This is a genomic window from Streptosporangium sp. NPDC053982 (assembly GCF_055585205.1).
The window spans coordinates 391,129-412,292 of sequence record NZ_JBVJKQ010000008.1 but is presented as its reverse complement, the minus strand read 5'-3'; the positions used below and the strand labels follow the sequence as shown (position 1 = coordinate 412,292).

The 21,164-nt window shown below is 73.6% G+C and carries 18 protein-coding genes and 1 pseudogene; 9 read left to right on the top strand and 10 right to left on the bottom strand.

Annotated features, from left to right (window positions below; translation table 11 throughout):
• The first annotated feature begins 180 nt into the window (after nt 1–180).
• The 3 genes and pseudogenes from ACZ6W9_RS17230 (at nt 181) to ACZ6W9_RS17220 (ending at nt 2,928) form a co-directional block, all read left to right on the top strand.
• A pseudogene (locus ACZ6W9_RS17230) lies at nt 181–1,301 on the top strand (IS630 family transposase).
• Between the two features lie 51 nt (nt 1,302–1,352).
• Complete coding sequence (gene vph / locus ACZ6W9_RS17225) at nt 1,353–2,213, top strand: viomycin phosphotransferase (protein ID WP_470118567.1); 861 nt, start codon at nt 1,353–1,355, stop codon at nt 2,211–2,213.
• Between the two features lie 250 nt (nt 2,214–2,463).
• Nucleotides 2,464–2,928: a GNAT family N-acetyltransferase gene (locus ACZ6W9_RS17220; RefSeq protein WP_389970181.1), complete on the top strand. Its 465-nt coding sequence runs from the start codon at nt 2,464–2,466 to the stop codon at nt 2,926–2,928.
• A 102-nt stretch (nt 2,929–3,030) separates the two neighbouring features.
• Here the strand turns inward: ACZ6W9_RS17220 and ACZ6W9_RS17215 are convergent, their stop codons facing one another.
• Nucleotides 3,031–3,828, bottom strand: a complete 798-nt coding sequence (locus tag ACZ6W9_RS17215; protein ID WP_470118565.1) for an alpha/beta fold hydrolase — start codon at nt 3,826–3,828, stop codon at nt 3,031–3,033.
• Nucleotides 3,829–3,845: 17 nt separating this feature from the next.
• Between ACZ6W9_RS17215 and ACZ6W9_RS17210 the strand changes: the two genes are divergently transcribed.
• Complete coding sequence (locus tag ACZ6W9_RS17210; protein WP_470118573.1) at nt 3,846–4,310, top strand: PadR family transcriptional regulator; 465 nt, start codon at nt 3,846–3,848, stop codon at nt 4,308–4,310.
• Here the strand turns inward: ACZ6W9_RS17210 and ACZ6W9_RS17205 are convergent.
• From ACZ6W9_RS17205 to ACZ6W9_RS17180, 6 genes are all read right to left on the bottom strand, one after another.
• On the bottom strand, nt 4,299–5,615 hold the full coding sequence (locus tag ACZ6W9_RS17205) for a hypothetical protein (RefSeq protein WP_389970175.1): 1,317 nt from the start codon (nt 5,613–5,615) through the stop codon (nt 4,299–4,301). The two genes, ACZ6W9_RS17210 and ACZ6W9_RS17205, sit on opposite strands and share 12 nt — an antisense overlap.
• A 45-nt stretch (nt 5,616–5,660) precedes the next feature.
• Nucleotides 5,661–5,807 (bottom strand): hypothetical protein, encoded by a 147-nt coding sequence (locus ACZ6W9_RS17200; protein WP_189247281.1) that lies wholly within the window; start codon nt 5,805–5,807, stop codon nt 5,661–5,663.
• Nucleotides 5,808–6,026: 219 nt separating this feature from the next.
• Nucleotides 6,027–7,268, bottom strand: a complete 1,242-nt coding sequence (locus tag ACZ6W9_RS17195) for an MFS transporter (protein ID WP_389970172.1) — start codon at nt 7,266–7,268, stop codon at nt 6,027–6,029.
• Entirely contained in the window at nt 7,249–9,246 is a 1,998-nt protein-coding gene (locus ACZ6W9_RS17190; RefSeq protein WP_470118562.1) for a DUF4910 domain-containing protein, read from the bottom strand. Before ACZ6W9_RS17190 ends, ACZ6W9_RS17195 begins: the two co-directional genes overlap by 20 nt.
• Before the next feature lie 52 nt (nt 9,247–9,298).
• Nucleotides 9,299–11,227 (bottom strand): aminotransferase class I/II-fold pyridoxal phosphate-dependent enzyme, encoded by a 1,929-nt coding sequence (locus ACZ6W9_RS17185; RefSeq protein ID WP_470118560.1) that lies wholly within the window; start codon nt 11,225–11,227, stop codon nt 9,299–9,301.
• A 133-nt stretch (nt 11,228–11,360) separates the two neighbouring features.
• Nucleotides 11,361–12,569: a tRNA lysidine(34) synthetase gene (locus ACZ6W9_RS17180; RefSeq protein WP_389970163.1), complete on the bottom strand. Its 1,209-nt coding sequence runs from the start codon at nt 12,567–12,569 to the stop codon at nt 11,361–11,363.
• Between the two features lie 286 nt (nt 12,570–12,855).
• Here ACZ6W9_RS17180 and ACZ6W9_RS17175 point away from each other — a divergent pair, with 286 nt between their 5' ends.
• Both ACZ6W9_RS17175 and ACZ6W9_RS17170 read left to right on the top strand, forming a co-directional pair.
• Entirely contained in the window at nt 12,856–13,692 is an 837-nt protein-coding gene (locus ACZ6W9_RS17175; protein ID WP_389970160.1) for a GNAT family N-acetyltransferase, read from the top strand.
• Complete coding sequence (locus tag ACZ6W9_RS17170) at nt 13,689–14,918, top strand: GNAT family N-acetyltransferase (RefSeq protein ID WP_470118557.1); 1,230 nt, start codon at nt 13,689–13,691, stop codon at nt 14,916–14,918. Before ACZ6W9_RS17175 ends, ACZ6W9_RS17170 begins: the two co-directional genes overlap by 4 nt.
• Before the next feature lie 124 nt (nt 14,919–15,042).
• Here the strand turns inward: ACZ6W9_RS17170 and ACZ6W9_RS17165 are convergent, their stop codons facing one another.
• The 3 genes from ACZ6W9_RS17165 to ACZ6W9_RS17155 all read right to left on the bottom strand — a co-directional run bounded on the left by ACZ6W9_RS17165 (nt 15,043) and on the right by ACZ6W9_RS17155 (nt 18,924).
• A complete protein-coding gene (locus ACZ6W9_RS17165; protein ID WP_389970154.1) occupies nt 15,043–15,903 on the bottom strand; it encodes a nucleoside-diphosphate kinase in 861 nt (286 codons plus the stop codon).
• 622 nt (nt 15,904–16,525) lie between these two features.
• A complete protein-coding gene (locus tag ACZ6W9_RS17160; protein WP_470118555.1) occupies nt 16,526–17,752 on the bottom strand; it encodes a M16 family metallopeptidase in 1,227 nt (408 codons plus the stop codon).
• Nucleotides 17,749–18,924, bottom strand: a complete 1,176-nt coding sequence (locus ACZ6W9_RS17155; protein WP_389970148.1) for a hypothetical protein — start codon at nt 18,922–18,924, stop codon at nt 17,749–17,751. The genes ACZ6W9_RS17160 and ACZ6W9_RS17155 overlap by 4 nt, the downstream gene beginning before the upstream one ends.
• A gap of 298 nt (nt 18,925–19,222) precedes the next feature.
• On the opposite strand from ACZ6W9_RS17155, the gene ACZ6W9_RS17150 reads away from it, so the two are divergent.
• The 3 genes from ACZ6W9_RS17150 to ACZ6W9_RS17140 are packed head-to-tail and all read left to right on the top strand — an operon-like array spanning nt 19,223 to nt 21,065.
• Nucleotides 19,223–19,672 carry an RlpA-like double-psi beta-barrel domain-containing protein gene (locus tag ACZ6W9_RS17150; protein WP_362929913.1) on the top strand — a complete coding sequence of 150 codons (450 nt, stop codon included), beginning with the start codon at nt 19,223–19,225 and terminating at the stop codon, nt 19,670–19,672.
• 10 nt (nt 19,673–19,682) lie between these two features.
• Nucleotides 19,683–20,279 carry a cell wall protein gene (locus ACZ6W9_RS17145; RefSeq protein WP_389970145.1) on the top strand — a complete coding sequence of 199 codons (597 nt, stop codon included), beginning with the start codon at nt 19,683–19,685 and terminating at the stop codon, nt 20,277–20,279.
• Between the two features lie 9 nt (nt 20,280–20,288).
• Entirely contained in the window at nt 20,289–21,065 is a 777-nt protein-coding gene (locus ACZ6W9_RS17140) for a MauE/DoxX family redox-associated membrane protein (protein ID WP_470118552.1), read from the top strand.
• The last annotated feature ends 99 nt before the right edge of the window (nt 21,066–21,164 follow it).

The following is a 21,164-nucleotide window of genomic DNA, read 5'->3' as shown; positions in this document are numbered from 1 at the left end:
ATATGAACGAGCTGTTCGGGGGTCACGCCCGCATCGAACCATCACCCGGACGACCCGACCAGCCACAACAGCCTGACCTAACAAAGCACTACTAGTGCTGTGACCGGAAACGATCATCGGGTTGGCGCGTAGGGCGCCCGTGCCGCTTTGATCGTGTTCGATCAGTGCTCGGGAGGCAGGGTGACGCAACCGGTCAAGGTCCGCAGGCTCACGGATCAAGAAGGGCAGAAGCTGCAGCGCATCGTGCGGCGAGGCACGATGAGCACGGTGCGCCATCGGCGGGCGATGATCCTGCTGGCCTCGGCCGGTGGCAATACCGTGCCGGTCATCGCGCGCCTGGTGACCGCCGATGAGGACACCGTGCGCGATGTGATTCATCGTTTCAACGAGATCGGGCTGGCCTGCCTGGACCCTCAGTGGGCGGGAGGCCGTCCCCGCCTGCTGAGTCCTGACGACGAAGACTTCGTCGCGGCGACGGCCACTACCCGACCTGCCGAGCTCGGCCAGCCCTTCACCCGCTGGTCCATCCGCAAGCTCCTCGACTACCTGCGCCGCCTGCCCGACCGCAGCATCGCCATCGGCCGGGAAGCGTTACGCACCCTGCTGGCCCGGCGCGGGATCACCTTCCAGCGCACCAAGACCGGAAAGAATCGCCCGACCCGGACTTCGAGGCCAAGCTGGAACGCATCGAGTACGCCCTGACGCAGCGGCCCGAGCGCACCTTCGCCTTCGACGAGTTCGGTCCCCTGGGCATTCGTCCGACCGCCGGGACGGGCTGGGCGCCGCAGGGCCAGCCGGACCGGCTGCCGGCCACCTACCACCGCACCCACGGCGTGAGGTACTTCCACGGCTGCTACTCCGTCGGCGACGATCTGCTGTGGGGCATCAACCATCGACGCAAGGGCATCGATCACACCTGGGCCGCGTTGCGCTCGATCCGGGCGGCCCGCCCGGACGGCGCCCCGATCTACGTGATCCTGGACAACCTGTCGGCGCACAAGAACGCCCGCAGCCTCGCCTGGGCGAAGAAGAACAAGGTCGAGTTGCTGTTCACCCCGACGTATGCTTCCTGGGCCAATCCGATCGAGGCGCACTTCGGGCCCTTGCGCCAGTTCACCCTGTCCAACTCCGACCATCCCAACCACACCGTGCAGACCCGCGCACTGCACGCCTACCTGCGCTGGCGCAACGCTCACCTCCGTCATCCCGACGTGCTGGCCGCGCAACGCCGCGAACGCGCCCGCATCCGCAGCGAGAAAGGCATCTGCTGGGGCGGCCGACCGCTGGCACCCGCCGCGTGACCACCCGCCCGGTACCCCCGGCGCTCTGAAGGAAAGGACAGTTCGCACCTCATGCAGATCCTGCAGACGAATCACGCTCTGTTGAGCCGACTACTGCCGGCCGTCAGACCGGAGGATCTCGCCGTCCGCCAAGGACAATTCCACCAGGTAGTGATCGGCGCAGACCGTGTCGTGTGCCTGCCTCGCACCGAAGCCGCGGCCACCCGGCTGCCGCACAGGGCCGCTGTCTTGCGCCTGCTCGCCGGATTCGATCTCGGCTTCCGCACGCCTCAGCCACTGCTAGAGAGCAGCACTCACGGCACAGACCAGCCGCAGTTCCTCGTCCTCAGCCGCGTTCCCGGAGCCCCGTTGGAGGCCGATGCACTCGAAGATGCCAAGGTGGCCGAGGCCGCGGCCGCGCAGTACGTCGCGCTACTTACCGAACTGGCCAGAGTCGGCACTGAGGAGAAGGTGCGAGCGGCCCTGCCGGCACCACAAGATCGGTGGCGGCAGTTCGCAGCCTACGTCCGCACCGAGTTGTTCGGGCTCATGTCCGATGGCGGGCGTCAACGAGCTGAGCGAGAGCTCGCGGCGCTCGACAGCCTTCCCCACATCACCGATGCGGTGGTCCACGGTGATCTCGGTGCCGAGAATGTCCTATGGGAGTGCCAGGACGGACTGCCCGTGCTCGGCGGGGTGATCGATTGGGATGAGGTCACGATTGGTGATCCCGCCGAGGATCTTGCGGCCGTTGAGGCCGGCTACGGCACGCATTTCTTGAATCGGGTACTGACGCTGGGCGGCTGGTTGGACAGCACGATGGCCACCCGCATCGCCATCATTCGCACAACCTTCGCCCTGCAGCAGGCTCTATCCGCGCACCGGGACGGCGACGAAGAACAACTGGCGGACGGTCTGAGCGGCTACCGCTGAATTCATCCCCCGGCCCCACCGTGATCGTCATCTACTCCCATCACTGGTGTTGACGGACAGCGCCCGATCTCCGAAGACGCGGAAGAGCCTCTCCAAAGGCGCTCATGCCTGCAACAACCCGGTGATCGTTTCCGGTCACAGCACTAGCGACTCGGGATCCCGTCGCCCGCTCCGGACCCCTCCGGCGGCAGGGCGGGCCGTCGGTGATATCCGGTGGCCCGCCATCGCGCGGGTGTGCCACCGTGGGCGGATGCGACAGACCGCGGGCCCGCGCCGGGCCCTGCCCGGGGACGCCGGGCGGATCGCCGAGGTCTTCCTGGCCGCTCGCGCGGAGATGACCTACCTGCCGGACCTGCACACCGAGGAGGAGACCCGGCGCTGGATCGCCCACGTCGTGCTCCGGGACGACGAGGTCTGGGTGACCGGGCCGGACGGCGAGGTCGCGGCCTTCGCGGCGCTCGGCGACGGGTGGCTGGAGCACCTGTACGTCGCGCCGGAGGCCCAGGGCCGGGGTTTCGGCGCCGCGTTGCTCGCGCTGGCCAAGGAGCGGCGGCCGGACGGGCTCGACCTGCACGTGTTCCAGGAGAACGCCGGCGCCCGCCGCTTCTACGAGCGGCACGGCTTCGCCCTGGTGGAGCTGGGCGACGGCGAGGGCAACGAGGAGAACCTCCCCGACGCCCGCTACCGCTGGCGGCCCGCCGCCCGGGACGCCTGACCCGCACGCCCCCGGATCCGCGTCCCGGGACACGTCCGGGACACCTCCGGGTTCACCCCTCGGGCCGTTCCCGCCGGGCCGCCGACCGCGACTGCCGGCCCCTCACACCCCCGGACCCGCACCCCGGGGCCGCCGCAGTGCCGCCGCGACGGCGCGGGCGAAGCCGTCGACGTTGTCGAGCATGACGTTGTGCCCGCAGTCCGGGACCGCCACGACGTCCACCCCGGCCGCGACCAGTCCGGCGGCGCCGACCGGCGCGCCGTCCGCCTCGGGGTGGATGAAGGTGCGCGGGATCGTCAGCTCCGGCAGCAGCTCGCGGACGCTGCGGGTGGCTCCGCCGTACGGCACGGCGCACCGGACCAGGTGGACCGCGCTGCGGTGCAGCGCCTCGGGACCCGCCAGGCGCATGGTGGCCGCCCAGTGCGGGCCGACCCGCTCCATGGTCTCCGCCCAGCCGTACCGCAGGAAGTCCTCCTCGGCGTAGGTGGCGATCCCCGAGCTGCCCGGCCACGGCGCGGGATCGACCGGGTCGAGGTTGGCGTCGACCAGGACGAGCGCCGAGACCAGGTGCGGATGCCGTACGGCCAGCGCCGTCGCCACCGCGCCGCCCATGCTGTGCGCCACGACCTCGGCGGCGCCGACGCCGGCGCCGGTCAGCGCGGCGGCGAGCATGTCGGCGTGCCCCTCCAGGGTGTAGCCGAAGTCGGCGGGCCGGTCGCTGATGCCGAACCCGAGCATGTCGATCATCAGGGTCCGGTGGCCCGCGAGCGCCGGGTGGGTCGCAGCCGGGGTGAAGTACGGCGCCGACGACGTGCCGAGGCCGTGCACGAACACCCTGGCCGGTTCCACGCCCGGCAGTTCCACCCAGCGGATCCGGCTCCCGTCGTCCCTCACCCGCACGCAAGCGCACCGCCGCGCTGACCGGGCACGTGCGGCCGATCGCCGACGGAACGCTCTACCCGGCCATCAAGCGCCTGGAGCGCGCCGGGCTGCTCGCCCGCGAGCTGCGGCCCGGCGCCCTCGCCGCTCCCCGGCACATGCTGAGCCTCACCCAGGCCGGGCGCCGGGAGCTGCTGCGCCGGCTGGGCGAGCCCGACGAGCAGTTCGTCACCGACGAGAACCGCTGGTTCACCGTCCTGGCCTTCCTGCGCCACCTCGGCGACCCCGCGCGGCAGGCCGCGGTCCTGCGCCGCCGGCTGGACTTCCTCACCCAGCCCGCCAGCTTCTTCTGGGACGGCGACCGTCCGCTGCGCGCCGCCGACTTCGACGCCCCCTTCCGGCGGGGCCTGTTCACGATCGCCACCGCGACCAGCCGTACGGAGATCCGCTGGCTGCGCGAGACCCTCGGTCTGCTGGACGAGGAGTACGGCTCAGCCCGCTGACCAGACGGCCAGCGGCACGAGCATCTCGTCCTCGGTCAGCGCCCCGTGCTCGAAACGCGGGCCGCGCACCGGGAGGGGGAAGCGGGGCGAGGCCGCGACGGCCACCACCTCCCCGATCCGCTCCCGGACGGCCGGGGTCAGCTCCAGCAGGCCCATGCCGGGCAGCTCGTCGGCGGCCAGCACGAGCGCGTGCCCGCCGAGAGCGGCGGCGAGCCGTTCCGCCGCCTCGTCCGCCCGTCCCGGACGCGGGTGGAGCCAGCGCACCCGTCCCGCGCCCCCGCCCGGCAGCGCGCACAGCTCCGGGACGTCCACCTCGGCCCACGCGGCCTCCAGGGCCGGGTCGGGGACGACGGGCACCTGACCGTGGTCGGAGTGCGCGATCACGTGCCACCCCCTCGCGGCCCAGGCCAGCGCGTGGCGCTCCAGTCCGGCGACGGCGCGCATGGCATGGGGGTCGTAACCGTGCCGGTGGACGTGGTCGTCCAGGTTGACGTAGATCCACAGCAGCAGCCGCCGGCCGTCCGCGGCGTGCGCGGCGAACGCGGCCTCAACGTCGCGGGCCACGGCCGCCACCAGGCTCTCCGGGTCGAGCGCCTGGGCGGCGAGTTCGCTCCGCCGCGCCGCCGGGACCTCTCCGGCGTTCCGGAACGCCGGGAACCGGGCCGCTCCCCGCAGCAGCGCGGCGGACCAGGGGCTCCCGAGCGTGTCGATCTCGCGTCCGGCGGCGACGGCGACGGTTCCGGGAATCGCGGCCGCGCGCTCGAACACGGTCGTCCGCGCCGCGATGAGGTCACCGCCGGGCGGGCCGTCACGGGGGTCGTCGCCCGGCGGGCCGCCGCCGGAAGAGGCGCCGCCCTGGGGGCCGCCGTCCGGACGGGCACCGCGTGGGGGACCGCCGGAGAGGCCGCCGCCGGGCGGGGCGCCGCCCGGCCGATCCGGTACGGCTCGCGCGAGCGTCTCACCGGTGATCACGTTCATGAGGGAGCCGTCGGCGGGTGAGCGGCAGGCGGCCCCGATCGCCAGGTGCCCGGAGGCCGGGAGGCCGGTGACCGAGGTCATCCAGGCGGTCGCCGAGGTGCTGGGGAACGTCGAGGTGAGGCGGGTGAGACCGGCCGCGGGCCAGGCCGCGCGGGCCGCCCGCCAGGCCAGGCCGTCCACCGCCAGGACGACGACCCCGCGCTCGGCCCGTTCCAGCGCCGCCAGGATCCGGTCCGGCACCGCGCGCAACGACTCCCGGGGGTGGGGTGTGACGCCGACCCCCGGGACGCCGGCGTGTCCGCCCGTCAGGTCCGCGTCATCCGGCAAGGCCGGACGGGTTTCTCGCGGCGGGCGTCCCGGGTCTTCCGATCATCAGTAATTCGGCACGCAGTCCGTGCAGGTCGTGCGGAATTTCATGACCTGTACGGCCTGGCGCTCGGAGAGCATTGTCTCCACGAGTTCAGGCGTGAGCATAACCGGGGTTTCGGTCGTCGTCTGCTGCAGGATCTCGGGCATCACGCTGGACCTCCTGATGGGGATTTGACGATTTCCCCTGAGATTATGTGAATGAACGTAAAATGGGACGACTTACCTGTCAACGGGGAAATCGAACGGCCCGCCGGTCATTGACGAATGCGCCCGCGCCCGCGCGCCGTCCCGGCGGACCTCCCGCCCGGCGTCCCAGACAGCCGCTCACCCGGCCTCGGCCCTCTCCAGCCCACTCCGGCCCACTCCGGCTCACCCGGCCTCGGCCCGCTCCGGCTCACCCGCGGCCACCGGGGACCCGCGGCGCGACAGCAGCACGTACGCCGCCACCGCCGCGAACGCCACCGCGCTGAAGGCGTAGACGAACCGGAACTCCACGAACCGGATGGCGAACGCCCCCACCGCCATCGACGCCACGAACGGCAGGTCGATCAGCGCGTCCATCGCGGTCAGCGCCCGGCCCTGCAGCCCGGCCCCGGTGCGGCGCTGCACGAGCGTGGTGGTCGCGACCATGAACATCGGGATGGACAGCCCGACGAAGACGCCGCTCACGCACACGCTCACCACGCTCGTCGGGATCACCAGCAGCAGGCCGAACGCGCTGGAGGCGAAGCCGACGGCCGCCGTGCGCTGCTCGCCGTACCTCCGGATGAGGGTCCCGGTGATCAGGCCGCCGACGATGGCCCCGCCGCCCTCGAACGCGGCGATCACCCCGATGAACGCGGGCGGCCGGTCCAGGCCCTGGTCCACCGCGGCGAACATGGCGGAGTTGATGAGCCCCGCCGCGCCCAGCGCCAGGCCGAGCGCGACGACGCCCGAGCGCAGCTCCGCGTCGCGCAGGATGTGCCGGATGCCGGCGGTGAGATCACGCGTCAGGCGGCCCGGCTCACGTCCGCCCTCGCGCCCGCGTTCGCCGGAGCGCGTCAGGTCGGGTGCGCGCCGCAGCGCCAGGAGCACCAGCACCGACACCAGGAAGGTGCCCGCGTCCAGCACCGCCACCGCGCTCAGGCCCATCGCGGTGAAGAGCGCGGCGCCCAGCAGCGGCCCGACGATCCGCAGCCCCTGGCTGAAGGAGCCGAACAGGCCGTTGGCGTCGCCGAGCAGTTCGGACGGGAGCATCGAGTGGACCAGCCCGCCCCTGGCCGCGTTGAACACCTGGTTGGAGACGCCGTAGCCGAAGGTGACGACGAAGACGATCCACAGGTCGCCCGGGTGCCGCACCAGCAGCAGCGACAGCACCAGCACGGCCGCGACCAGATCGTTGACGATCATCGTCGCGCGCCGGGGGAACCGGTCCACCAGCAGCCCGGTGAGCGGGGCGATGAAGGAGGGCAGCGACAGCAGCACCAGGACGACGCCGGCCATCGAGTCCGACCCGGTCAGGTCCTTCACGAAGATGGCGAGGACGATCAGCAGGGCGCGGTCGCCGAACATGTTGACCGCCTGGCCGAAGAAGAGCAGGACGAACTGTCGGTCACGCAGGAGCCTGCGCATCGGCGCCCCTTTCGGCGTTGGTCGTCTCCTCTGCCCAGCCCGCCTCGACGAGGACGGACAGGAACCCGTCAGCGAAGTCCGTCCCGACGGGCAGTCCGGCGGCGTACCCGGCGTACCGGGCCAGCTCCCCGCGGTCCCGCGCGCCGTCGATGCCGTGCGCCAGCGCCAGCATCAGCGCGTACGCGCCGGAGCGGTCCGCGGCCAGCCGCCCGTCGATCCAGCTCCGCCCGGCGGGACTCGCGGTCTCGGCCAGTCCGCGCAGGTTGAAGGGCCCCTCCCAGGTACGGCGCAGCGGCGGCCCCGCGGGCTCCGCGGGTGCGGGCTCCGGACGGGTGCCGGGAAGCAGTCCGGCGACGTGCGCCGACAGACCCTCGACCCACCGGTGCCGTTCCGGGTCGCCCGGCCGGCCGCACAGCCGGTCCACCCCGTCGAGCGCGCCGAGCGCCACCGTCGTACGGTGCCTCAGCAGCCCGCGCGTCCCGTCCACCGTCCGGTCCGCCGTCCGTCCCACCGCCCCGTCCACCGTCCGGTCCATCGCAGGGTTCGCCGTTCGGTCCGCCGCACGGCCGGTCGTCAGGGCGGTCGTCCGGTCCGCCGGGGGCTCGCCGGGCGAGGGCAGACACTCCAGCAGCCGCGCCGCGGCCCAGCGGATCGCGATCCGCTCCAGCTCACCCCGGGTCTCCTCGCCCGCGTCGGCCAGCACCGCGGCACAGGCTCCGGCGATCGTCGCGGTACGCCGCAACTCCTGGAAGTCCACCTTGTCGAGGGTGTCGGCGGAGCTGTGGTTGAACCGGTCCGGCCAGTGGCCGAGCGTGACGGTGGGGCAGCCGACCGACCGGTCCACCAGCAGGCTGTGGTCGGAGGCGCCGACGAACGGCGTCGCCCGCCAGGCCCAGGTGTCGCAGGCCACCGTGCCCGAGTAGGAGCGTCCGGCCTGCGGTATCTCGCCGACGACATGCTCGGCCAGCGCGTTGACGAAGCCCGGCAGGTGGTCGGGACTGCGCTCGACGATGAGCGGGCCGCCGCACAGCCGCTGGTCCTGGCCCGCCATGTCCACGTTCACCGCCGCCACCGGCGGAGCGGGCGCGACATCGTGCAGGTAGGCGGCCATGCCGGTGAACTCCGGGCCCCACACGAAGCGGACGGCCCGGCGTCCGCGCCGGAGGCCCGCCAGGACGGCCGCCGCACCGAGGAGGGCGGCGACCCCCGAGGCGTTGTCGTTGGCGCTGGGCCGGGGGTGGCACAGGTGCGCCGACAGCAGCACCTCCTCCGCCGCGGGGTCTCCGGCCCCCCGGGGCTCCCCGGGCAGCAGCGCGGTGACCACGGGCATGGGCGCCGCGCCGTGGGCCCGCACCGTGACGCGCACGCGGTCACGCCGCGCCAGGTCCGCGAGCTGTCCGGAGGTGAGGCTGAAGGCGAGGAGCGGACCGCCCGCGCGCAGCTCGATCCGGCCGGTCCGGCCGGGGCCGGAGACGCGGTCGGTCGCCAGGCCGAGCGCGCCGTACCGGACGGCGAGGTCCAGGGCCGCGGGCAGCGGCAGGTCCGGGTCGTCGTGGACGACGATCGCGCCGCGCAGCCGTTCCGGGTCGTCCGGTCCCGCGCCGAGCCGGACGACGGGTGCCTCGACCCCGCCGGGACCGGTGGACGCCGAGTACGCCGCGAGCGCGAACGGCCGGTCCGGGTAGGCGGTCACACCGGCCAGCTCGGCGTGGACGGGCGTCCACGAGGCGGGGGCGCGGAAGGTCCACCAGTGCCTGCCGCCGTCGGCGGGGAACTCCAGCAGCCGCACGTCGGAGAGCCCCGCCCGTTCCGCGCGTCCGGCGACGTACGCGGCGGCCGCCATGATCCCGTCGGACGCCTGGTAGCGGTCGAACCGGCACAGCTCGGCGACGTCCCTCTCGGCCGCCCCGACGTCGAACCGGGCGTGCACCAGCCCGGTGGTCCCGCTGACGTCCGCCGCCGCGCCCGGCCCCGTCATCCGGTCCTCCCGCCCGCCGCCGTCCCCGTCCACCCGTCTCCGCCCGGCCCCGTCATCCGCCCACCGCCGTCCGGCCGGTCCGCTCGCCGCCGCCCGCGGCGGCCACCGCCTCGCGCAGCGCGCGCCTGCGGGCGGCCGAGAGCGGCACGCTGATCCTCGTCAGCGCGGGACCTCCGGCGCGGTGGCGCAGCGGCCTGCCGAGAACACCCGGCGGGGCGTCACCCTCGACCGTCACCCACGGCAGCGCCGGGTGCCCGGGGTCGGCCTCCCGGCCCAGGTCGCGCAGGGCCGCGACGAGCTCCGGCTTGGCCTCCGCCACGGCGGCGCGCAGCGGGCCGAGGACGTCGCCCTGCTCCAGCAGCCACAGGGCGACCTCCAGCGACAGCGGTGAAACGGCCAGCGGCGGGGCCACCGCGCGCAGGGCTCCGGCGGCGCCGGCGGAGGCGACGGCGAACCCGGCGCGCAGGCCGCCGCAGCAGTACCCTTTGGACACGCTGCGCAGCACGACGAGGCCACGGGCCCGCCTCGTGAGCGGCACCGCGCTCACCTCCGGACCCGCGTACGCCGCGCACGCCTCGTCGACCACCAGCAGGCCGCCGGCCCCGCTCACCGCCTCGGCCAGCTCCAGGACGCGGCCGGGCGGCAGCAGGTCGCCGCGCACCCCGGGCCGCTCGACGAGCACCATCGAGGGCCGGAGCCGCGCCACCAGCTCCGGGGCCTCGCCGTCCGCCGGATCGAACACGTGGAGGGCCGCACCCCGCCGCGCCGCCCACGCGGGCAGGTCGGGATGGGCGTACGGCGTGCACAACAGCGGCGTGCCCGGCGCGACGAGCGCGCTCAGCGCGTTGAGCAGCCCGGTCGTCCCGGCCCCGGTCACGACCCGGTCGGCTGGCAGGTCCGCGCCGAAGTGCCGGCCGAGCACGGGGGCCGCGCGGACGCCTCCGTACGGATCGCCCAGCGCGTAGCGCCGCGCGGTCTCAGCGAGCCCGCCCGGCTCCGCGGCCACCCGCGCCCAGGCCCGGTCGACGGCCTCGCGCACGTACTCCACCTCGTCGGGCGCCCAGCGCAGGTCCACCTGACCGGCGGACGGCTCCGAGCGCGCGTGGTCGAGCACCGCGAGCTCGGGGCGCGCGGGCGCCACGGCGACGAACTGGACGTACCGGGTGCCGGGCCGTACCGGGGAGCCGGCGGTGAAGTCCGCGTCGGCGCGCACGACGTCGTAGCCGGTCTCCCGGAGCAGGGCGGTCACCTCACTCGGCTGGTAGAGCCGCACGTCGTCGCGGAGCACGGTGACCGTCTCTCCGGAACCCGAACCGGAGTCGGGGCCCGGACCGGAATCCGAACCGGAGCCGGAGCCGGATTCGGACTCGGGCACGGGCACGGGCCCCGACACGGGCCCGCCGGACCCGGCGCGGCGGGTGACGCGCAGTTCGCCGCGGCTGCGCCCGCTCACCGGGTCGTAGGAGCGCAGGAAGTCGAAGACCTCCCCCTCGGCCTCGAACCGCGCGGCGGGCTCGTAGCGGCTCAGGATGGCCGAGACGTTGGAGTGGTCCAGGATCAGCACGCCCCCGGCCGCGAGGCGCTCGCGCACCCGGGCCAGCAACGCGCGCTGCTCGGCGTCGGAGCCCCAGCCGAACGACTGCACGCAGATCGCCGCGTCCGCCTCCGGGAGGTCCGGGGCGGCCAGCAGGTCGGCGTGGAGGAGCCCGATCCGGACGCCCGCCCGGCCGGCCGCCTCGGCGGCCCGGTCGAGCGCCCAGGCGCAGACGTCGACGCCGACCACCTCGAAGCCGTGCCGGGCCAGGGGGACGGCGTGCCTGCCGACGCCGCAGCCCAGGTCGAGCACCCGCCGCCCGGGGGCGTGTTTCCGGAGGATCCCGGCCAGGTAGGCGACCTCGCCCGCCGTACGCTCGGCGGTGTACTCGTGGCGGGCGAAGCTCCAGTAGTCGGCGGTGAAGTAGTCGGCGTACCAGCCCGTCACGCGGACCGGCCCGTCGGACGGACCCTGGACACGAACCGGCCCGGCACGCGAACCCCCACCGCACGAGCCCTCACCGCGCGAGCCCCCGGCACGCGAACCCCCGGACGGCGAGGTCCAGGTGCGAGGAGGCCCGTCACGCGAACTCCCGGCGCGCGAAGAAGTCGCACACGTCGCACAGGCCGGCCGGATTGCCGGGGACGCCCTCCTGCATGACGTACACGCCCTCGCACACCCGGCACTTGTCCTCCACCAGCGGGAACATGTACCGCTGCATGTTCGCGAAGGCCTCGAACAGGTAGTAGTCGATGCCCGGCCACAGGTCGTAGAGGTGGTCGGCCATCGCGTAGGCCATCGACCTCTCCTGCGGCCCGGTGGTGAACCGGCCCGGCGTGCCCTGACGGTTCAGCTCCGGGGCGACGAGCTCCAGGTAGAGGGTGAGCTCCTTCTTGGGGATCCGGTAGAGCGGGAAGATGTAGCGCATCCCGCCGATCTCCCGGACGGGGATGCCGCCCATCCGGTAGCCGCTCGTCATCCAGGTGACCATGCTGGCGACGAGGTCGTCGGCGTTGAACCCGAAGGCGACGGTGCCCGCGCCGATCCGCTGGGCGTGGTCCTCCAGCATGCGGCGGAGCACCTGGTGGCCGACGACCATCGTCAGGTGGTTCGCGTCGCCCGCGACCACGCTGTTCATCGCCTCGACGAACGGCCTGCGCAGCTTGAAGACCCGTTCGATGTCGGTGGCGTCCACGATGACCTGGTCGATGCCGAGCCCCTCGGCCGAGGCACGGGCCGCGGCGAACGTGGCGGGCTCCTCCCAGTCGGGCAGCCCGGTGATGGTCACGGAGGTCATCGTGAAGGCGGGCAGGCGGTCCCGGGTGCGTTCCAGCAGCTTGAGGAAGGCCACGCTGTCCCTGCCGCCGGACAGCCCGATCACCACGGAGTCGCCCTGCCGCAGCACCTCGCCGCGCAGCACGCTCTGGACGAAGGTCTCCTCCACGTAGCGGACGAACCCCTCGGCGTCGAACTGCTCGACGCGCTGCTCCAGGCGGCCCAGGGTGTCGAACAGGACCGACTTGACGTAGACCGGGTCGGGCGTGCCGTAGACCGTGCGGGCGGGCCTGCGGGTGACGTCGAGGTCGTAGTGGCGCACCTGGCGGACCTCGATGAGGTCGTCCTCCCCGACGATCGTCGTCTGCTCGGGGACGATCTGCCCGTTGCGGGTCGTCAGGACGGCGTTGAGCGGGATGCCGTGCGCGGCGAGGACCGCCGTCAACGGCTGGCCGGGAGCGGCCGCGAGATTTTCGGACCCACCGACTTTGTTGTGGAAGACGACGTGAACCACGGCTTTCTCCCTCGCTACGGAGAGCAGTATCCGCTTAGTATTGCGCCATATACGACATTGTCGTCAAGCGTCTCATCTCCCCCGACCCGCGCCGGTTTCCGAGGCTAGGTGTGCCATGAGTGCTTCCTTAACCGTCGATATCAGCACGTCCATAGAGACCGTTGACACCGCCGAATGGGATGAGGTTGTATCGAGGTCGGGAGCGCCGGTTTTCTACCGGTCCCGTTATCTGCGCGCCTACGAGCGGTTTCCCCTTATCCCGATCGAGGCGTTTTTCTATTTCGTCGTGCGGGCCGGCGGACGTGCCGTCACGGTGCTCCCGGTCACGCTGCTGCGCGGGCTCGACCCGCTCGGCCAGCTCCGCGTCCGATACCCGCTGTCGGGGGACGAGACCGGTCTGCTCAGCCACGTGTGGCACTGCTACGACGCCTGGGTGCCCGGGGAGCCGAACCTGGAGGCGGTCACCGCGGCCATGCGGGAGCTGGCCGCCGAGCGGGGGGCGGCCTGGTACGGCTTCGTCAACGTGCCGCGCGGGTCGGAGCTGGGCGACGGCCTGGTCTCCCTGGGCTTCCCGGCCCGGCACATCGAGGACCGGTTCCGCGTCGACCTGCGCCCCTTCGCCGACGTGGACGGCTACATCGCGAGCGCCAATCCCCGGGGACGGGCCAACATGCGGCGCAACGGCCGCCGGGCCGAGGACGCCGGGGCGCGCAGCGCGTCCATTCCCCTGGCGGAGGCGGACCTCGCCGAGATCGGCGAGCTGTGCGCGCGCACCGCCGCCCGGCACGGTACGGGGTCCTACTACCCGCGGGAGGTCTTCGCCGGGTTCCTCACCGAACTCGGCGACGCCGCGCACGTCATCGAGGTCCGCGAGCGCGGGCGGCTGGTCGGCGCGGCCGTCTGCCTGCGCGACGAGAGCCGCTTCCACGCCTGGGCCTGCGGGGTGGACTACGAGGTCGGCGGCAACTACAGCCCCTACCCGCTGCTCTACCCCCTCTCGGTCGGGCAGGCGCTGCGCGAGGGGCTGACGACCCTGGAGGGCGGCCGGGGCAACCACGTGTTCAAGCTCAGGCACGGCCTCACCCCGATCCCCCTCGACGCCTGCCTGCTCCCCGCCGGATGAGCGCCTTCGCCTTCGAGGCGGTGCCCGGCCGCCCGCCGGAGTGGCCGGCTCTGGCGGCGGACGGGCCGATGTTCGCCACCGAACGGTGGCTCACGGCGATGCGCGGCCGGGTGCCCGGCGCCGCGTACACCTTCGTGCTGCGCGAGGCGGGCGCGACCGTGCCGGCCGCACCGGGTACGGCGGGCGCGGTCGTGCCGGGCGCGGCGCATCCGGCCATGCCGGGTGCGGCGGGTGCGGCGGGTGCGGCGGTGCTCGCCCTCTACGGCACGGTCGTGACCGGCGTGGACCGTCCCGGCCGGGGCGAGGTCTTCGACCTGCCGTACATCCTCGCCGGCGACCCGGCCGAGCTGCCGCTCAGCGCCGCCGCGCGGGCGGCGCGGGCCGCGGGCCCCCCTGAGCCCGCGCCCCCTCGGGACGACTGGTTCCCGCACCTGGTGGTGATGCTGCCGGGCTACGAGTGTCACCCGCTCGGGCCGCTGGCCCGCGACCACGAGGCCCTGGACACCCTGGTGGCGGCAGTCACGGACTGGGCGGCGGACCGGGGGCTGCGGGCCGTCGCGTTCCTCTACCCCCCGCCGGACACCGCGCCGCTCGGGCGGGTCCTGGCCGCCCGGGGGTTCACCGAGGTCCCCCTGGCGTACTCCTGCGAGCTGCGGCTGCCCGGCGACGGGTTCGAGGACTACCTCGGGGCCCTGCCCCGCAAGCGGCGCGGCGAGGCCCGCCGCGAGCTGCGCCTGCTCCGTGAGGCGGGGGTGGAGGTGCGCGCGGAACGGGTGACGGAGCCCGGCGCGGACGTCGTGGAGCTCAAGTGCGGCCACTCGGCGAAGTACAACGGCCGCCCGCCGGACCGGGCGAAGACGGCCGGACGGCTCCGGGACCTGTGCGCGGGCGGGGCGCTGCTGCTGCGCGCCGAGCGCGCCGGGGTCCTGCTCGGCTACGGCCTGTTCGTCGAGCACGCGGGCGTCCGGTACTGCGTGAGCACCGGCATGGACTACGCCTCCGCCGCGGCCCGGCACACCTACTTCGCGACGGTCTTCTACGAGCCCGCCCGGCTCGCCTACCCGGCGGGCGTACGGCGTCTGCACTACGGCCAGGGGAGCTGGCGGGCGAAGACGGCGCGGGGCTGCGAGGCGGTGGAGCTGTCCGGGTGGGTGCTGCCGCTGGATCCGGCGCTGGCCCCCGCCGTGGCGTGGAGCGCCCGCACGACGTCCCTGCTGTCCCCCTGAGTCTCCCGGTTCCGCCCGGCCGGACGAGACCGGGCGGGACCGGACGAGGCCGGGCGGGGCGAGTGTCACGGCGGCCGGCCGTCCGGGGCGCGGAGAGGCGGCCGTACGGGACGCGGAGGGCGGGTCAGTCCCGCCGCAGCGGGGGGAAGATCATGGAGGTCTGCAGTACCGCGTTCTCCCACCGGTCGAGGGTGAGGCCGTACACCGCCATCCGTGCCGCCGCCCGCTTGAGGTCGGTCTTCGGATGGTCCGGCAGGAACTCGCAGGAGAGCAGCTCGGCCAGCGGGTGGGCGGTCCCGCCCGGCAGCAGCGCGGCCAGCTCGGCCCCCGCGCCGAGGCGGGTCAGCCGGGTCAGGCCGGGCGCCGCCTCGCGCCCCTCGGGGGTGAGCTCGTTCCAGACGGCGGCGACCACCTTGGCGCGCAGCCCGGTGAGCACGTCGTCGTACTCCCTGGTCTCCCTGGGGATGCCCGCCTCCAGCAGCGCCACCAGGTCTCGCAGTTCCTCCGGGCCGTCGAGCGGCCTGCCGAGGCCGGGGCCGAAGAACACCTCCGCCTCATGCCGGGAGTCCTCGGGGCTGTCGGAGCTGTGCACGATGTCGAGCATGACGTTGATGCCGCGCAGGTCGCGGCGGATGGTGCCGGGGGCGGCCTCGGCGGGGTCGCTCGCGCCCTTGAGCGCGCGCAGCCGGGTGTGGCTCGTGCCGGGCGCGGCGTCCGCGCGCCTGTCCTCTACCAGCAGGGCGAGGGTGGGTCCGAGGTCGAACACCAGGTCGACCTGCCGGTAGAAGTAGGCCTTCCAGACGGAAGTGATGTTGCGTTCCTGAAAGGCGTCCTGGTTGGGAGGCCGGTGCCACAGGACGTCGTACCGGACCGGCGAGAACCCGTTCTCCTCCAGCATGTCGAGGACGGGGCCGCACAGGTGACGTTCGAGCGCGTCGGGCGGTAGGAGGAACAGGACGGTCCTTTGCCACTCGATCGCGGTCACCGATCACTCACCGTTCCGGCCTCCTCGGTCTCCCGGCCGGTGTCCGTTCCCGGCGGGTGTCGTTCCTGCCGGTCGCGGTTCCCGGCCGGCTCCGGCCGTCGCCGGCCTCAGCGTGTGATCCGATCCCGGTTTCCGGCCTGACTCAGGCCTTGGCCTTCTTCACGACGCGCGGCCTGCGAGCCGTCACGCGGTTACGGTCCATCGGTCAGCCCTTCCTGGGTTTCGCCGTCCTGGGACGGCGGAGCAACTGGTGCCTGCGGTCCATCGTCAGCCCTTCTTGGGTTTCGCCGTCCTGGGGCGGCGGAGCAGATGGTGTCTGCGGTCCATCGGTCACCTCTTCCGGGATGTGGAGACCCTGGGACGGCGGAGCAGATTGCACCTGCGGTCCATGGTCACCTCTTCTTCGACGTGCCCGGCGCGACGGCCCTTGGCCTGCGGAGAAGCTTGCGCCCTCGGTCCACGGTCACTTCCTCTTCGGCTTGACGGTCTTGGGGCGGCGAAGGAGTTTTGCTCTCCGGTCCATCCCTATCCTCCTTTTCGGCCATGGATCACCGCCGAACAGGACAGGAAATGCCCCGCCGGACCGATCCTTGATAAACGAGTTTTTAGGGATAAATCCGTATTAGTCAATACCGGCGATGGCGATGACGAGGGGATCCGTCGCCGTCCGCAGCGCGGCGAGCACGTCGTCCGAGGTCACCGCGCGGATCGCGGCGACCTGCCCGTCGAGCGTCCAGTGCGGGTCGCCGCCGAGCAGCCCGTACCGGCCGTACAGCAGCGCCTCCTCCAGCGACTCCTCGGCCTCCAGCCGGAACAGCCCGGCCGTACGGCGGGCGGCCAGCGCCGCCTCCTCCTCCGTCCAGCCGGGCCCCACCCGCTCCTCCAGCAGCGCCACGGCCGTGTCCACCACCTCGCCGACGTTCTCGGGGGCCGTGGAGACGAAGGCCCGCCACACCCCCGCGTCGCGGTAGGCGTTGGCGAACCCCCACATGTCGTACGACAGACCGCGCCGGTTCCTGATCTCCTCGGTGAGCAGCGCCGAGCTGGCGTCCGCGACCAGGTCCATGAGGACCTGCCAGGCGGGCAGCAGCCGGTCACCGTACGGCACCGCGCGCCCGCCGAGGACCACGCCCGCCGAGTCGCTGTTGAGCGCGAGCGTCCGCCGCCCGCCGCCGCCGAAGCGCGGCCGTTCCGGCTCGGGGAGCGGCCCCGCGGGCGGCAGCGCGGCGAGCGGCCCGCTCTCCAGCGCCCGCAGCAGCGCCCCGGGATCGGCTCCCCCGCAGATCACCGCGGCCACCGTCCCCGCGCGCACCCACCGGGCATGGTGGGCGCGCAGCGCCTCCAGCCCCATCCGGCCGACGCTCCCGGCCGTCCCGCCGACCGGGCGGCCCAGGGCGCCGCCGGGGAAGGCGACGTCGAAGAACAGGTCGTGGACCACGTCGGCGGGGTCGGACGCGGCCAGGCGCAGCTCCTCCTGGACCACCCTGCGCTCGGCCTCCAGCACCTCGGCGGTGATGACCGGCCCGGTCAGCGCGCGGGACAGCACGTCCAGCGCGGCGAGCGTCTCGGAGGTGGGCACGCGGGCGTACAGCACGAGGTGGTCCCGGCTGGTGACCGCGTTGGCCTCGCCGCCGAGCGCCTCCAGCAGGTCCACCGGGCGGCCCCCGCCGGGCAGCGGCGCCTGCATCAGGACGTGCTCCAGCAGGTGGGTGCCGCCCGACAGGTCCTCGTCCTCGTATCTGGACCCGGTCAGCGTCCACAGCGTGACGGTCGTCACGCCCGCCCCCGGCCGGTGCAGGATCCAGGCGGGCACTCCGCCCGGCAGTTCGGCGCGGATCGGCTCGGTCATCCGTGTGCCTCCTCACGCATGCCGCCCGCGGCCTTCTCCCCCGCCAGCAGCTCCTCGTCTATCTCGTCGCCGTGGACCAGGACGAACCCGCCCACCGGCGTGTACGCCCACAGCGCCCCGCCGCGCTCGGCCAGCGTGACCCGCTCCGCGCGGTGGTCGCCCTCCACGGGCAGGGCGAAGAGCGGAAGCCCCGCGTCGAGCGCGGCGCGCGGGCTCATCCGGCGCGACACGGCGTCCCAGGCCCGTCTGCCGAGCATGCCCGCGGAGCCGCCGACCATGCCGTTCTGCAGCGCGGTCACCGCCAGGCCGAACGGCCGCCGCAGTCCGCCCACCGCGGTCGCCCGCCGCCACATGCGGCTGGCCCGGACCAGTACCCGTTCGTCCCCCGGCAGGCGCGGCACCGTGAACGGGCTCTCCTCCAGCAGGGCCGCCAGCTCCGCGTACTCGGGCCACAGCGCCAGCTCGTGGACCGCGAGCGCGCAGGACGCCAGCAGCCGCCGCGACGCCCCGGTCAGCAGCACGGCCGCGTCGACGAGGTCGCGGGCCCGGTACGGCTGCTCGAACCGCTCGAAGAGCAGCGCGACCAGGTTCTTGACCACGGGGTCGGCGCAGAGGGCGGGCAGCGCCGTACGGACCGGCACGCCGATCCGGTCGCCGACCAGCGGCGTGGTGCTCAGCTCGATGCCGTACGGCAGCGCGTACGGGTCCTCCGGGAGCCTGCGCAGGCTGAGCAGGAACTGCAGCTCTCCGCCGGCCCGCATGAAGGTCGCCGTGTGCATCGACCAGCCGTCCGCGAGCAGCGTGCCCGCGGCCTCCCAGAGCCGGTCCCGCCGGGGGAACCAGTAGTCCAGGTCGTTCATGTAGCGCACCAGCGCGTCCGGGTAGCGGTCGGCGACCTCCAGGCCCTTGAGCGGCACCGCCTCCGGCCACGCCCGGCCGAGACCCGCCTGCAGGCCGCGGTAGAAGTCCGTCCGCGCCCGCTGCTGCCGCAGCTCGTGCGAGAGTCCCGGCCCGAGGTCTCGCCCCTCCCGCTCCCAGACGCTCAGCAGCGTCGCCACCAGGGACGGCTGCTCGCGGCGGGCGACGTGGAGGATCTCGCCGGGCGTCTCCTCCTGCTGCCCCGTGACCAGGGTCAGCACTTCCTCCAGGTCACCGGACGTCAGCTCGATCACCGCGTTCCGCCTTCCACGCACGCCGGCCGGGGTAGTGGATCTTCTGCCGACTGTGACAGACGGGGATACCTCCGACAAGAGGCGATCGGCCATTGGGGACGGAGCGTCGGCGGATGCCGTCAGATGAGGGATTGACGAAATTTAGTTACATGCTTTTCATGTGAAAAGTCAGGAAATTTCGTGCTACCGCGCCGCCTGATCGGATCCATCGGCACCCGTCCCATCCCGGATCCCTCGGCGCCCGCCTCACCTCTCACACCACCCCCACCCCCGCCTCCCACCCCCCAGGAGGAAGCGCATGACGCGCACCCAGCCCACCGACCCGCCCATCGACCTCCTCGCCGCCGTGCAGGGAGAGGTCTCCTGGTTCTGCTGCGGCACGGCCTGGGGGCCGTGCAGCGGCACCGGCAAAGGGGCCTGCGGCACCTGCAACTCCGGAAGCCTGCAGCACGCCTGGCCCAACACCTCCGACGCCTGCTGGTCGATCACCCGGCCCGACAGCTGCGGGGTGTCACTGAGCCGCAGGACCTGCGGCTTCCAGCACCGGATCACCTCGCTGTGCGGCGGCGGCAGCGTCATCACCTCCATCGCCGACTGCGGCCCGCAGACGGACCTGTTCTGCGGCGAGCGGAGCTGCTGCGGCTCGACCTGCGCGAGCAACCGCCTGATCGACCTGACCCCGGCCGCCTACAGCCGGATCGCCAGCCTGTCCACCGGCCTGCGGCCGTGCGAGATCTCGACCCCCTAGGAGGACGACGATGACCAGCAGAAGGCAACTGCTCAAGTCCGCCCTCCTCGGCGGCGGGGCCGGCGTCGTCGCCGCGACCGCGCTGGGGTCGCTCGGGCCGGAGGCGGCGTTCGGCGCCGCCGCCCCCGACGTCGAGCCCGGCGCGCCCGACCCGAACTTCGCCGAGGGCCGCATCCGCTCCGTCAAGGAGGACACCCTCCTCGTCCTGGGGTCGAACATGGTGTTCCACCGCATCAGGATCGTGGACGGCACGAGCCTGTGGAAGCTGGGCCCCACCACCTTCGACCAGGCGAAACCCGGCGACGGTCTCTACGCCCGCGGGGTCCGCATGCCCGACGGCGTGCTGGCGGCCGAGGCGGTGTGGCTCAACATCGTCAACATCAAGGGACACGTCAGGAACATCACCGCCGAGCGGATCCACCTCGACCACAAAGGTCAGCAGGTCCTCTGTCACCGCGTGCCGGGCAGGTCCGTGGCGATCTACTCCGACGCGCCGCCCTCCGGCGACCTGTCGCTGCTGCGCGTGGGCCAGCACGTGCAGGTCATGGGCGCCTGGCGGCCCGACACCAACGAGGTCGACATCGCCACCGTCTTCTCCGCCCACTAGGAGCGACAGATGCAAGGGATCGCCGCGCTGCAGCCGTACGTGATCAGCCTCTTCCTCCTCTGGGCCGCCCTGCTGAAACTGCTCGACCGGCGGACGCGGGCACAGGCCGGGCGGACCGCTCTGGCCAGGCTGGTCGGCCCGGCGCGGGCGGTCCCCGCGCTCCGGCTCGTCGGGGTGCTGGAGCTCGCGGTGGCGGCGGCGCTGCTGCTGCCGCCCGCGTCCCCCGTGGAGGGCGTGGCCGCCGCCGTGCTCTCCACGGGGTTCCTCGGCTACCTCGTCTACGCGCGCCGGGCGGCGCCCACCTCGTCGTGCGGCTGCCTGGGCGCGCACTCGCGGCCCGTCGACCGGCGCGGATTCGTCCGGGCCGGGCTTCTGCTCGCCATGAGCCTCGTGGCGATCGGGGCGGGACCGTACCCGATGGACTCCTCGCTCGTGGCGCTCGGCCTGGCCGAGGCCGTCGCCCTGCTGGGGCTCTCGGCGGAGCTGGACCGCCACTGGCTCACCCCCCTGCGCCGGCTGCGGGTACGGCTGAGCGGGCCGCTCGCCCCGCCCCCGCCCGGGGAGGTCCCGCTGGAGGTCACGCTGCGCCTGCTGTACCTCAGTCCCGCCTACTGCTCGGCGTCCGCCCTGCTCACCTCGGACGTCCAGGACACCTGGGACGAGGACGGCCTGCGCTTCGTGGTCTACGGGGCCGGCCGGCGGACGGCGGTGTTCGCCGCCCCGCTCGGCGGCGGCGACCCGTCGGCCGTCCGCGTCGCCCTCACCGAGGCCCCCGCCCTCACCTGACCGCCTGCCGGACCCTCCGGGACACCGTACGAACGACCGCCCCTCACCTGGTACGGCGGTACCGGGTGAGGGGGCGACGTGGGGGACGACGGCTCCGGG

What these genes read in the sequence shown, in the direction of transcription:
- vph (WP_470118567.1), top strand. Translation starts at nt 1,353, where the DNA reads ATGCAGATCCTGCAGACGAATCACGCTCTGTTGAGCCGACTACTGCCG.
- ACZ6W9_RS17145 (WP_389970145.1), top strand. Translation starts at nt 19,683, where the DNA reads ATGACCAGCAGAAGGCAACTGCTCAAGTCCGCCCTCCTCGGCGGCGGG.
- ACZ6W9_RS17150 (WP_362929913.1), top strand. Translation starts at nt 19,223, where the DNA reads ATGACGCGCACCCAGCCCACCGACCCGCCCATCGACCTCCTCGCCGCC.
- ACZ6W9_RS17140 (WP_470118552.1), top strand. Translation starts at nt 20,289, where the DNA reads ATGCAAGGGATCGCCGCGCTGCAGCCGTACGTGATCAGCCTCTTCCTC.
- ACZ6W9_RS17170 (WP_470118557.1), top strand. Translation starts at nt 13,689, where the DNA reads ATGAGCGCCTTCGCCTTCGAGGCGGTGCCCGGCCGCCCGCCGGAGTGG.
- ACZ6W9_RS17220 (WP_389970181.1), top strand. Translation starts at nt 2,464, where the DNA reads ATGCGACAGACCGCGGGCCCGCGCCGGGCCCTGCCCGGGGACGCCGGG.
- ACZ6W9_RS17195 (WP_389970172.1), bottom strand. Translation starts at nt 7,268, where the DNA reads ATGCGCAGGCTCCTGCGTGACCGACAGTTCGTCCTGCTCTTCTTCGGC.
- ACZ6W9_RS17190 (WP_470118562.1), bottom strand. Translation starts at nt 9,246, where the DNA reads ATGACGGGGCCGGGCGCGGCGGCGGACGTCAGCGGGACCACCGGGCTG.
- ACZ6W9_RS17160 (WP_470118555.1), bottom strand. Translation starts at nt 17,752, where the DNA reads ATGACCGAGCCGATCCGCGCCGAACTGCCGGGCGGAGTGCCCGCCTGG.